Raw genomic sequence first — 11218 nt, forward strand, 5'->3', positions numbered from 1 at the left:
CTTTTTTGCAACCGGATGCGATGCAGCACCTGCGCTTGTGGCCCTCCCAACCCCGCCAAGTCGCTCGGATCGTACTGACATTAGGGGCGATCGCTCTTTCAATTGGGGCAACCGTGCGCGTGGCATTGGATTTTGCCGAGCTGCGACAGGTGGACGCTGTCGTGCGGCGATTGGATACAGCCCTGACGGGAGATGACTTAACGCCGATTGGCGATGCGCTGCGGCAGGCCAATCAGTTGCGCGATCGCTTGACCTCGCAGGCAGCAAAACAGACCTTGGGCGTGCAGTTGGCACAGGAACAGCGAGAATTAGCGTTTGAGTTGCAAAGCGCAGTTCCGATCGACGCCGCCAAACAATTTATCGAAGAGCGACAATATGCGCGGGCGCGCCGCCTAGGTCAAACCGTGCAATGGCTGGCAAACTATCTGTCGACTGCCTTAGAGGCAGATGAAGCCGTGCAGTTGCAGTTGGATAGCAGTAGCAATTTGCGGTTTTTTGAAGAGATCGAGGGCTGGATTGCGTTGCGGCGATTTCGAGCCTCCCCCGGCAATCGCACCTCTGAATTGGAAGCCCAGTTCATTCGGGCAAACTATCCCGCCATCTATGCTGAAAATATTGAGGTTTTTCAGGGGCGGGCACAGCAGAAGTTTACGAATGGGTTGCGGCTGTTGGAAAGTGGCGATCTGCAGGGAGCATTGCAAAGTTTGGAGGTGGCAGTGTTGCTCGATCCGTCGCAGCCGGAGTATCGGCAGCGGTATGAGGAACTCAAGGATCGGTTGAACGGCTCTTAGCGGATTCAGGGGGGTTGAGTTGTAGGGTTTGGAGGATTTGATAGCCCAGTTGGGGCAAGAGTTCGACCGGAGACTGGCGATCGCTGCGGATGCAGACATCGGCTTGGGCATAGAGCGATCGCCGTTGCTCCAGTAATGCATTCAGTGTGGCCACCGGATCGGGCGTTTCCAATAGCGGTCGGGGGGTGTCGTCTGCCGCCAACCGCTGGTGCAATACCTCTGCCGGAACGTCCAGCCACACCACTAAGCCATTGCGCAGCTCCCCCCAATTGCGCTTGCGCACCACAATGCCGCCCCCTGTTGCCACCACTAGGCGGGGAAATTGCGAGAGCTCCGCTAAAACCTGCGATTCGAGTGCGCGAAAGCCTGCTTCTTGCGATTCAGCAAAGATATCGGGAATGGATTTGCCCGCCACTTTTTCGATCGCGGCATCGGTATCGACGAAGCCGTAGCCCAGTTCTTTGGCCAGCAGTCGACCCAACGTGCTTTTGCCCGCCCCCATCATGCCCACCAGGTAAACACTCGTGCCGCGCAGGCGATCGCGTAGGTCAGTCCAGTCGAATGCAGTCATTGAATTGGCAGTGGAGAGCGGTGTATTCATTTCAGATTCGGCACCGTCGGGAAAACTGTCAAGTATCGTTCGCAGATCGCCTCTAACTCGTGCCAACATCCCCCCATTCCAACCACTGCTTGCCCACCCATCTCACCCGCTCGGAAACCCCAATGCCATCCTGAATCGTATCCCCTTCAAACGTCCCTGTCCGCACCTGAATGGTGGCAAAATACAGTCCCTCGTCCGACGTACTGCGCATACAGCGCTCCGCTGCACAATCCACCCGCACGACAGTCCCTTCCGATACCTCAAAGACTCGATTGTCCACCTGAAATTCCCCCCGACCGCCGAGAAAGATATAAATCTCTTCGTTGTGATGGTGCTTGTGATAGAAGTGCATCGACCGGCGGGGAGGCAGCTTGTTCAGCGAAATTTCTGCTCCCGTCAGAGCGAGTACCTGCTTGAGAAACACTTTCCCCTCTAAGGAGGGCTTGCCTTCAGGCTCAAAGGTAAATCGGTCGAGCGCTGCAAACGGACCGAGGTTGACCGCCGCAAAGTTCTCGCCGCCAATTGAAGGAAGTAAGGGTTCAGACATGGATTCAGTCCAGTTCTCGTATTGACTTGTAAATTGCAACTTAGAAGTTAGGGTGACAGACTCACTTGTAAAATGCAAGTAATTGCTGAGAAGCTGAAGGATGACTGGAGAGATTCGGACGGTTCCGATTGAGATGGAGCTCATGGAGATGACCGATGACTGAGCGACGCTCGGATTGTCCGATCGCATGCACGTTGGATTTAATTGGCGATCGCTGGACGCTGCTGGTGATTCGGGATATGGCCTTGGGAAAACAGCGGTTTGAGGAGTTTCTGCAATCGCCAGAAGGCATTTCCAGCAATATTTTGAGCAATCGCCTCAAGCTGCTGGAGCAGGCGGGTTTAGTGGAGAAGCAGCCCTATAGCAGTCATTCGCGCCGGATGAATTATTGCTTGACGGAGAAGGGGGAAAGTTTCCGTCCAGTTCTGAAGGCGATCGCCCGTTGGGGGCTGCGACAGATTCCCGGTACCGGCACGGAGGCAGCTGGCGATCGATAATGTGGGGGCTGCCCCTGGCGCGAGGTCGGTATTGGGGGAAGCAACAGATCGCGCTTGCAAGTGAAGAGCGGTGCTATCATTCCGCCATCTTCGGCAGGATCGGAGCCAAGATATGGACAGCGGTCGTTACTTATCGTGAGGAGAACATCAGAATTATTTCGGTACGGCGGGCTCGTAAGCGTGAGGTAGAACTGTATGAAGGCAGCAGATTTTGACAAAAAATTTGACAAAGGCGAGGAAGACATCATTGACGATCTGAATCTATCTCAGATGAAGCGCCCCGGCCACCAGCAGAAGCGGGTCAATGTTGATTTTCCAATTTGGATGATAGAAACCCTCGACCGCGAAGCAAGCCGCTTAGGGGTTACTCGCCAGTCTATTATCAAGGTTTGGATTGCAGAGCGGATCGAGCACACTTCTGGTCGGTAACCGGTTTTCGCTGGCGTATGATTCGATGATACGGCTCGCGATTGATAATGTTGAGGCGATCCCTCCTCGGCGCGATGCCGGTATTGGGGAACTGGCAGCTCTCGCTTGCGGCTGTAGAAAAGCACTCTAGACCGGTTCGTCGATTGGGTAACTCAGACTTGGCCTCTCCGGAAATTGTGTTAGAGAAGTCCGGCGCTCGGCAGAACGCGGATCGATTCAAACGCCTGTCGATCGCCTTTCTCCTGTTTGGCATTGCCATCCGGCTGGTGCTCTATCTAGACAATCGCTCCCTGTGGCTGGACGAAGTCAACACTGCCCTCAACATTGTCAATCGCTCCTATGCCGAACTGTTGGGGCCGCTGGATTTCAATCAAGCGGCACCCCCTCTGTTTTTGTGGATAGAAAAGTTTTGCGTGCAACTGTTGGGGAATTCCGAGGCGGTTTTGAGGCTCTATCCGCTCTTGGCTGGCATTGCTGCGCTGTGCTTGTTTTATCGTCTGACCTATCAGTTTTTGTCCGGGGCTTCCGCGACAGTAGCGATCGCCCTGTTCGCCACCCTCAAATATACCGTCTACTTTTCCACAGAACTGAAGCCCTACAGTATCGATTTGTTCGTCTCGCTGCTGCTCTTTTCCATTCTCTTCGCTTGGCGATCGCGCCTTTGGAACTATTGGCAAATTGCTATCCTATCGGCGATCGGGGCCTGCAGTATTTGGACATCCTATCCTGCCATTTTTATCCTCGCCGCAGCAGAGCTAGTCGCTTGGTGTAGCACTTCCATTCAAAAACTCAAAGCACTGATTCTCAACCGAATTCCCGTTTACTGCACCTGGATTGCGAGTTTCATCCTGCTCTATCTATCGAGTATTTATCCTGCTAAGGGGAACGATGCTCTCACGTCTTCTTGGGCATCGAGATACCCCGATTCGCTTGTGGATATTGTCTGGCTTTTGGATGCGATCGCCCGCTTCTTCTATCGACCGATGGGTTTTCTCTGCATTGCCGATGGCGTTGCTTTATTTGCCTTTGTTTGCGGATGTGTGGCTTACTACCGCCGCGATCGCTTTCAATTTTTGGTATTGCTCTCCCCAATCGCGATCGCCTTAGTGGCAGCCTACCTGCACCAATATCCCTTCCGAGAACGACTCGTCCTCTTTCTAGTGCCCTACGCCATTTTGATTTTATCGACAGGCATTGTGGCGATCGCCCAAACAACATGGCGATATCGCCAGCCGATTAAATTCTGCGGCATTGCGATCGCCGCCATCCTACTCATTCCCCCCAGCCTCCGCTCGATCCGCTTGATGGCCGACCCATCCCCCCTGGCGATCGAACATCTCAGGCCAATAATCGAATACATTCGCGATCGCGCACAACCGGGCGATCGCTTCTACGTGTTTCCCAAAGCCAAGCAATCCTTCCTTTATTACGCTCCCCGCTACGAACTGACCTCCGAACGAGCCATCTTCGGTTCCGCAGCCATCCCCAAAACTGCCGATCGAGCGGCAGCGAGAGAGCAATATATCGACTCTTTAGCCCAGTTGCAGGGAGAATCTCGCCTGTGGGCGATCGCCAGCAGCATCGAGCCCGAACAACAGGTATTTTGGTTTGCCGATCTCGATCGCCTCGGCCAACAACGCGATCGACTGCAACTGCCGAATACGGCTGTTGGGCTGTACGATTTCAGAGAAAAAATGCCCGAGTAGAAAAACGGTCTACCCCGGCATTTTTCTGAGAGTTCGTCTGCGATTGTCTTCGGCTTCAGAGGCGATCGCTCGGAGCGCAAAGCATCAAACAACTCACTCCACTTTCATGCAACCTCATGCTCGCTCGAACTCATGGCGTCAGTGCAACAATGAAGTTGGCTGCAGTCAAGTCGCTGGCATTGACAGCTAGCAAGAGTGCAGAATTGCTATTGCCAAAGTCAACTAAGGTGTCGCTACCCACCTGAATCGCTGCACCTAAAGCTGCGTCTGCGCTATCAAAGAATGCACTCACATCCAGCACGTCGTCCGCGATCGTAAAGTCAGTAACAATATCGTTGCCCGAACTGTCTTCGAACAGGAAGGTATCGAGGTCTGCGCCACCGGTCAGCAAATCGTCACCGGTTCCGCCCAAGAGGGTATCTGCTCCCCCTTCGCCATCGAGGGTGTCGTTGCCCCCTTGACCGTTGAGCACATTGGCACTGGAGTTGCCGGAGATATCGTCATCGCCTGCACCCGAGCCGTTGATGTTCTCAATGCTGATAAGGGTGTCACCAAACGACGAAGTCCCGTTGCCATCGTCATCGAGATCCACCGTCACGCCACCGCCAGCAGTGAATAGGGCTGTATCGATGCCGTCTCCGCCATCGAGGGTATCGGACCCAGCAAAGGAGTGAATCGTATCATTGCCGTTACCCCCTTCGAGGACGTTGATCTCGTTGTTGCCAAAGATCAGATCGTTGAAGTCGGTACCGATAACATTTTCGAAATCAATGACTTCGGTAATGACATTACCGCCAGGGGCGTCGAGGATGGCTCCGTCTTGAGTGGCTGGACCAGGTACGGGAGTGTTCAAGTCGAGATCGATCGCAATCCCTTCAGATTGGCCGGAGAGATCGAGCGTGTCGGTGCCGTCTCCACCGTCAATCAGAGAAACCGCTTCCTCAGAATTTTGAATGAAGATATCGTCCCCTTGCCCGAGCAGAACCTCCCCATCCAGTTCGCCATTATTGATGACAACAACAGATCCCAGAGCCCCTGCAGCATCGATTGCGATGCCATTGCCACCGCTGATTTCACCATCATTGACAATCGTGCCGTCAAAGATCGTGCCTGTTTCAATGAGAATGCCTGCCGCTTCCTCAGACAGAATTTGGCCGCTGCTTTCATTCACAATTTGGCCGACAAATGTTGCTTGCTCTAAGCCAGAACCCACAAACAGTCGTACACCAGCAGGGACATTGCCATCGCCGCGCCCTTGAATGAGGCCGCTGTTGATCAGCTCGGCCGATGTCTCCAGATCGTCGATGCCATCGCCTAGACCGCCAGCAGCCCCAACCTGGATTGAGACACCGCTACCGCTGTTGCCCGCGCCAGCATCAATGACGCCATTCAGCAGGTTAGCGATCGCAATGTCGTCGCCAGTGCCGTCAATATAGACCGTGCCATTACGCTGGTCGCCTGTACCGAGAATATCCCCACTGTTGACGAGCGATATATTGTCGCCATCCAGATTGACCGCACGACTGTCAGAAGTAATCGTGCCCTTGTTGTCAATGGTTAAGCTATGCTCGGCATTACCGAGATATAAACCATTATTAGGCCCGCTAATCAAACCGCCACTAGTGTTAGTAATCGTGCCTTCAAAAGCGACACCATCTTCAACCACAACACCTCCCAAAAAGCCGACGCTGACTTCTGCGGTAATGGTGCCAGAGTTGGTCAGAGAGCCGCTGACTATTGCCTCGGGCTCGCCAGATCCGTTAAAGAAGCGAACGCCAGAAGAACCATTGGCAGCCACCCGCGCGCCATCTGCGAATACCTCTGGACCATCTCCTCGGCCCTGAATCAAGCCATCGTTAAAGATGTTGATGTTTTCACTCAGAACACCCTCTGCAGCCGCCCCAACCTGCACCGAGATGCCATCTCCCAGGTTGCCTTCTCCAGCATCGATAACGCCACTGCGCCGATTGGTAATGGAAATATCGTCAGCCGTGCCGTCGATATAAACAGTCCCGTTGCGCTGGTCGCCCGTGCCGAGAATATCCCCACTGTTAATCAGCGATACGTTGTCGCCATCCAAATTCACCGCACGACTGTCGGAGGAAATTAAACCGCTGTTGGCAATCTCCAGATCGTGCTCGGCATTGCCAAGATAGAGGCCATTCTGCACCCCTTGAATGACTCCGCTGCGGCGGTTGGCGATCGTGCCATCAAAGGCAACGCCATCTTCAATAACGACCCCTCCCAAGAAACCGACTGCCGCTTCAGACTCAATCGTGCCGGAGTTGGTCAGCGAACCTGTCACGCTTGCTTCGGCTTCTCCCGATCCATTGACGAAACGAACGCCACTAGAGCCATTCGCTGTCAGACGGCCTACTCCAGGTTCGAATTCTGGCTGACCGCGACCGGAGATGCGTCCGAAGTTGATAATGTCGATGTCCTCGCTCAGAGCATCTTCACCCAATTCCCCCACTTGTACCGAAAGCCCGTCACCCGTATTGCCTTCTCCAGCATCAATAACGCCACTGCGCGAGTTGATAACAGTTGCATCGTCCACATCGCCATCAATGTAAAGGGTGCCATTGCGCTGATCGCCGGTACCGATGATGCTGCCAAGGTTGATAATGCGCAGATCGTCGCCACCCGCTAAATCGACTGCCCGACTATTAGAAGAGATGGTGCCAATGTTAATGAGACTTAGCTCGTCCCCAGTGGAAACAATGCCATTAAAATCGCCAAAGATTTCTCCTCGATTGACGATCGAGACATCTTCTCCCGATGATTGAACGGCTGTATTTCCTTCATCTGCCGCAGAAATCGAGCCTATACCCGCAACGATAAGTCGAGCATCTTCTCCGGGAATAGTAACTGCAGGTTCTCCAGGGGGTGCAATAATATCTTTAAAAATAACTTCTACTTCTCTCGTATCAATAACGATCGGCTCTAAGAGCTGCCGTTCGAAGAAGCTGTTCATGATTCCCAGTACTCCTGTGTGATTTATTGTAAATTTAGCAACGCGAGAGGAGGTCAAAGATATCTCTCTCGAGATAGAAAAACTGAAGCTAACCTTGAAATCTTAGCCAAACATTAAAGGCTGCATAGAAACTGTATAGCTTTCAGAGTCGTGAGAGAAATTTGTGCACCGAGAACTATATTAAAGCCCTCTATTATTCAAAAGCAACGATTAGCAATTGTCTGTCGCTTCGATCGCAACGAGTGATGACCAATTGAGTCACTCCATCGTGCTCTGTTGCCTTTCCGTATTAATGCGTTAAATAAACTACGTTTGCGCAAAGTAGAATACAACTAGTCACTTTAAGCCGTTTTCCCCCTTTGCGTTTTGTGTTTGCCTAAAATTACCCCTCATTTTAGAGAGCTCTATCGATGAATCGCCATCACCTTCCTGTCAACTTCCCGCCACTCCTCTGCACCGTTGCGCTCTTCTCCACTGCGATCGCCTCAATCCCTGCAGCCTTTGCTGCTCCCCAAGCTCCCACCTACATCGCACAATTTCCCAACAACGGCGAATGGCGACCCGTGAACCCCGAACCCCTTCCCCCCGAGGAAGTGCCTTTCTCGCTACAAGCCACCATTGCCCTCCAAGCTGGAGACACCGTTGGTGCCGCTTACCGCGATCGCCGCAATCTCTATCTCGACCCCAACGAAACCCGCTCGGTTGCCCTGCAAATTTCAACTGACATCCGCGACGCCTTTGGCAATATCGCAATCCCTGCAGGGGCGATCGTCACCGGTCAATTTCGCCCCGTCTCTGGCGGCTCCCAATTTTTTGCCGACTCGATCGCCATTGACAACCGTGCCTTTCCCTTCTCCGCCCAAAGCAGCATCATTCAACCCCAACGCGATCCCCGTCAAACTTCTGCTGGCGCGATCGCTCAAGATGCCGCCATTGGGGCGGGTATCGGCCTGATTCTGTCCGCCATTACTGGCGATCGCGCCATTGCCACCGAAGAAGTCTTAGGTGCTGCCGCTGTCGGGGCTGTTCTCGGGAACGTTACCGCTCCCAGAGCGATCGTGGTGCAATCCGATACGCCGCTCAATCTCACAGTGACTCGCGACTTTCAGCCCACTCCCTAATCTTCCCGTTGCCACGCAGACACCAACCTCAGCAGCTCGGGCGCGATCGCTCGCTCTGAGAGAATCGCTGCTGGAGAAAATTGTGCCAGCTCGCGGCACCCACACAACCCATCGACAGACAGGTTGTTTTAAACACAAAATTTCTACAAAATCGAAAAATTATGCTACAAAAGGTAAGATATCTGGATCGATCTCTTGCGCTCTGTCCGTGCAAAGCAAATTTTATTGGTAACAATTGATAGTCTCAGCCCTTAAAATCGATTAGACTTTTAGCAAAACCATCCCATTGGCGATGTACTTCAGCGTTCAACCCAATCGAGGGAGAAAAACATTTGTCTGTCCGCCCGCATATTCGAAGGTTTATGCTCCGCTACTGTCCTAACTCCGATATGCCGATTGAGAGGAGGGTGTAATGGAGGCTAGCGAGCTGCTCAAACTCTATGCGGGAGGGGAGCGTAATTTTCGTCGCATCGATTTGAGCCACGCCAATCTAGAGGGGGCAGAACTGGTGGCCATTCAGCTAGACTGGGCCATTTTGAATGAGGCTCAGTTGCGCAAAGCGATCCTGCTGGAAGCGCACCTCTCCGGCACAGTGCTGTATCGGGCCAACCTGGAAGAGGCCATTCTGACGGAAACTGATTTTTACAAAGCGAAGCTGCATCAGGCAAAGATGTACAAGGCTATCTTGTATCGAGCCAAACTGAGGCGAGCCAGCCTTGTCGAAGCCGATCTGCGAGAAGCTGTTTTAGTCGAAGCCGATTTGACCGAAGCGGATTTGACGGGGGCCAAGCTGGCAGGGGCGCGATTTTTTAAGACCAAAATGCCGGATGGCCGCATGCGGCACGACGAATGATTTGCAGCGAGCGGAACAGCTCCAGTCGAGCGCAACCGAGCCCTTTGCCTGGGAACTCGATCGCCTCAGGTTAGAGGCGCTAGCCATTATGCGACAATTGCTGTGAACTACAGGCTAGTGAGGTTGAAGCCTATCTCATCGCCGCCTGAAAGGGGGCTATCCCAGATCGAGACAGCGATCGCGCGGCTCTAACCGTTGAGAACGGCAGTTCGACATCCCCGGTATGCAACTCAAACAAACGTTACAGCCTGCTTTGCGGGAGTTAGTCGTCTCCGCTCGACCGGTGGCAACCGCCAGCATCTTATTGATGACGGATCTCGTCGCTTTGGCGATCGCCACGGGCATTGCAGTCGTCGGGCGTTGGCTCTTCAACGGTCAATACCCCTTATCCCTGTATTGGCAAATGTGGCCGCTGTTGGGGTTGTTTGCTCTTGCCTATAGCCTAATGGGGCTCTATCAAGGGGTCTCTCTCAGTCCCGTAGACGAACTGCGGCGCACTTCCCTCGCCACGACACTGATTTATGTGGTGCTGGGGACTGCGACTTTTTTGTCGGGCAGCAATGCTTATTCGCGGGCAGTCTTTTTGATGGCTTGGGTGTTGTCTCTAGGGGCAGTGCCTTTATTGCGAGCGATTGTGCGTCACTGGTGTGCGCCCCGAAGATGGTGGGGGTTTCCGGTGATGGTGTTGGGGGCGGGCAAAACCGGCGAGATGGTGGTAGAAACCTTGCTGTCGCGCCCGGATATTGGACTCAAGCCCGTCGTTGTGCTGGATGACGATCCGCAAAAGCAGGGGCAACTGCTGGGGGTGCCGGTGGTAGGGGGAGTCAAGTTGGCACCGGGCTTGGTGCAGCGACTGCACGTTACCTATGCAATTGTGGCGATGCCGGGGGTCGATCGGCAGCAATTGCTGCCATTACTCGAACAGTACGGCCATCTCTTTCGACACGTATTACTCATTCCCGACTTGTTCGGATTCTCCAGTTTGTGGGTGGTTGCCAGAGATTTGGGGGGGGTGTTGGGGTTGGAGGTGCGACAGCAGTTGCTATTGCCCGGTCCGAAATTGGTCAAGCATTGTTTGAATTATGTTTTGACAGTGCTGGGCGGACTGTTAGTGTTGCCCTTAATTGTGGCCTGCGCGATCGCCATCAAACTCGATTCGGCTGGCCCGATTTTTTACGGTCATACCCGCATCGGTCGGGAGGGGCGCAAGTTTAAGGCATGGAAATTTCGGTCGATGCATACGAATGGCGATCGCATTCTGGAGAACTATTTGGAGAGGTATCCCGAGATGCGAGCGATGTGGGAGGGCGAACGCAAGCTCAAGTACGATCCTCGGGTGACGCGGGTGGGAAGATGGCTGCGACGGACGAGCTTGGACGAGTTGCCGCAGTTGTGGAATGTATTGCGGGGGGAGATGAGTTTGGTGGGACCGCGTCCCATCATCGATGAAGAGGTGGTGTTGTATGGCGATCGCATTCAGCTTTACCTCAAGGTATTGCCGGGGATTTCGGGGCTGTGGCAGGTGTCGGGGCGCAGCGATACCACCTACGCGCAGCGGGTGAAATTGGACGAGTATTACGTGCGCAATTGGTCGGTATGGCTGGATATTTATATTTTGGCGAAGACCATTTGGGTGGCGGTGTTGGCCAAAGGGGCTTATTGAGGCATAGCGGTTGGGGATGGGCTATCCCTCTCGGGG

12 protein-coding genes are annotated in these 11218 nt (G+C 53.7%); 9 read left to right on the top strand and 3 right to left on the bottom strand.

Translation table 11 applies throughout. The features are described from left to right. Nucleotides 1-20: 20 nt before the first annotated feature. Complete coding sequence (locus SYN7336_RS11850; protein ID WP_017326160.1) at nucleotides 21-791, top strand: hypothetical protein; 771 nt, start codon at nucleotides 21-23, stop codon at nucleotides 789-791. Here the strand turns inward: SYN7336_RS11850 and SYN7336_RS11855 are convergent. Then, nucleotides 766-1362 carry a shikimate kinase gene (locus tag SYN7336_RS11855; protein WP_017326161.1) on the bottom strand — a complete coding sequence of 199 codons (597 nt, stop codon included), beginning with the start codon at nucleotides 1360-1362 and terminating at the stop codon, nucleotides 766-768. The two genes, SYN7336_RS11850 and SYN7336_RS11855, sit on opposite strands and share 26 nt — an antisense overlap. A gap of 82 nt (nucleotides 1363-1444) precedes the next feature. Further along, on the bottom strand, nucleotides 1445-1939 hold the full coding sequence (locus tag SYN7336_RS11860) for a cupin domain-containing protein (RefSeq protein WP_017326162.1): 495 nt from the start codon (nucleotides 1937-1939) through the stop codon (nucleotides 1445-1447). Nucleotides 1940-2094: 155 nt separating this feature from the next. On the opposite strand from SYN7336_RS11860, the gene SYN7336_RS11865 reads away from it, so the two are divergent. The 4 genes from SYN7336_RS11865 (at nucleotide 2095) to SYN7336_RS25580 (ending at nucleotide 4571) form a co-directional block, all read left to right on the top strand. Next, a complete protein-coding gene (locus tag SYN7336_RS11865) occupies nucleotides 2095-2436 on the top strand; it encodes a helix-turn-helix domain-containing protein (protein ID WP_017326163.1) in 342 nt (113 codons plus the stop codon). Continuing rightward, nucleotides 2436-2651 (top strand): BrnT family toxin, encoded by a 216-nt coding sequence (locus SYN7336_RS32980; RefSeq protein WP_017326164.1) that lies wholly within the window; start codon nucleotides 2436-2438, stop codon nucleotides 2649-2651. Before SYN7336_RS11865 ends, SYN7336_RS32980 begins: the two co-directional genes overlap by 1 nt. Beyond that, entirely contained in the window at nucleotides 2632-2865 is a 234-nt protein-coding gene (gene brnA, locus SYN7336_RS11875) for a type II toxin-antitoxin system BrnA family antitoxin (RefSeq protein WP_017326165.1), read from the top strand. Before SYN7336_RS32980 ends, brnA begins: the two co-directional genes overlap by 20 nt. A 158-nt stretch (nucleotides 2866-3023) precedes the next feature. Continuing rightward, on the top strand, nucleotides 3024-4571 hold the full coding sequence (locus tag SYN7336_RS25580; RefSeq protein ID WP_162139105.1) for a glycosyltransferase family 39 protein: 1548 nt from the start codon (nucleotides 3024-3026) through the stop codon (nucleotides 4569-4571). 130 nt (nucleotides 4572-4701) lie between these two features. On the opposite strand, the gene SYN7336_RS11885 is transcribed toward SYN7336_RS25580, so the two are convergent. Next, a complete protein-coding gene (locus SYN7336_RS11885) occupies nucleotides 4702-7545 on the bottom strand; it encodes a calcium-binding protein (protein WP_017326167.1) in 2844 nt (947 codons plus the stop codon). Between the two features lie 410 nt (nucleotides 7546-7955). Here SYN7336_RS11885 and SYN7336_RS25585 point away from each other — a divergent pair, with 410 nt between their 5' ends. The 4 genes from SYN7336_RS25585 (at nucleotide 7956) to wbaP (ending at nucleotide 11182) form a co-directional block, all read left to right on the top strand. Further along, entirely contained in the window at nucleotides 7956-8666 is a 711-nt protein-coding gene (locus tag SYN7336_RS25585; RefSeq protein WP_017326168.1) for a hypothetical protein, read from the top strand. A gap of 412 nt (nucleotides 8667-9078) precedes the next feature. Beyond that, nucleotides 9079-9519 carry a pentapeptide repeat-containing protein gene (locus SYN7336_RS25590; protein WP_017326169.1) on the top strand — a complete coding sequence of 147 codons (441 nt, stop codon included), beginning with the start codon at nucleotides 9079-9081 and terminating at the stop codon, nucleotides 9517-9519. Further along, nucleotides 9494-9625 carry a hypothetical protein gene (locus SYN7336_RS32695; protein ID WP_017326170.1) on the top strand — a complete coding sequence of 44 codons (132 nt, stop codon included), beginning with the start codon at nucleotides 9494-9496 and terminating at the stop codon, nucleotides 9623-9625. Before SYN7336_RS25590 ends, SYN7336_RS32695 begins: the two co-directional genes overlap by 26 nt. A gap of 117 nt (nucleotides 9626-9742) precedes the next feature. Then, nucleotides 9743-11182 carry an undecaprenyl-phosphate galactose phosphotransferase WbaP gene (wbaP, locus tag SYN7336_RS11905; RefSeq protein ID WP_017326171.1) on the top strand — a complete coding sequence of 480 codons (1440 nt, stop codon included), beginning with the start codon at nucleotides 9743-9745 and terminating at the stop codon, nucleotides 11180-11182. Nucleotides 11183-11218: the final 36 nt, after the last annotated feature.

The organism is Synechococcus sp. PCC 7336 (assembly GCF_000332275.1).
GTDB lineage: Bacteria > Cyanobacteriota > Cyanobacteriia > Thermostichales > PCC-7336 > PCC-7336.

Coding starts and splice junctions, on each gene's coding strand:
- SYN7336_RS11850 (WP_017326160.1), top strand. CDS start 21: ATGCAGCACCTGCGCTTGTGGCCCTCCCAACCCCGCCAAGTCGCTCGG.
- SYN7336_RS11855 (WP_017326161.1), bottom strand. CDS start 1,362: ATGACTGCATTCGACTGGACTGACCTACGCGATCGCCTGCGCGGCACG.
- SYN7336_RS11860 (WP_017326162.1), bottom strand. CDS start 1,939: ATGTCTGAACCCTTACTTCCTTCAATTGGCGGCGAGAACTTTGCGGCG.
- SYN7336_RS11865 (WP_017326163.1), top strand. CDS start 2,095: ATGACTGAGCGACGCTCGGATTGTCCGATCGCATGCACGTTGGATTTA.
- SYN7336_RS32980 (WP_017326164.1), top strand. CDS start 2,436: ATGTGGGGGCTGCCCCTGGCGCGAGGTCGGTATTGGGGGAAGCAACAG.
- brnA (WP_017326165.1), top strand. CDS start 2,632: ATGAAGGCAGCAGATTTTGACAAAAAATTTGACAAAGGCGAGGAAGAC.
- SYN7336_RS11885 (WP_017326167.1), bottom strand. CDS start 7,545: ATGAACAGCTTCTTCGAACGGCAGCTCTTAGAGCCGATCGTTATTGAT.
- SYN7336_RS25585 (WP_017326168.1), top strand. CDS start 7,956: ATGAATCGCCATCACCTTCCTGTCAACTTCCCGCCACTCCTCTGCACC.
- SYN7336_RS25590 (WP_017326169.1), top strand. CDS start 9,079: ATGGAGGCTAGCGAGCTGCTCAAACTCTATGCGGGAGGGGAGCGTAAT.
- SYN7336_RS32695 (WP_017326170.1), top strand. CDS start 9,494: ATGGCCGCATGCGGCACGACGAATGATTTGCAGCGAGCGGAACAGCTC.
- wbaP (WP_017326171.1), top strand. CDS start 9,743: ATGCAACTCAAACAAACGTTACAGCCTGCTTTGCGGGAGTTAGTCGTC.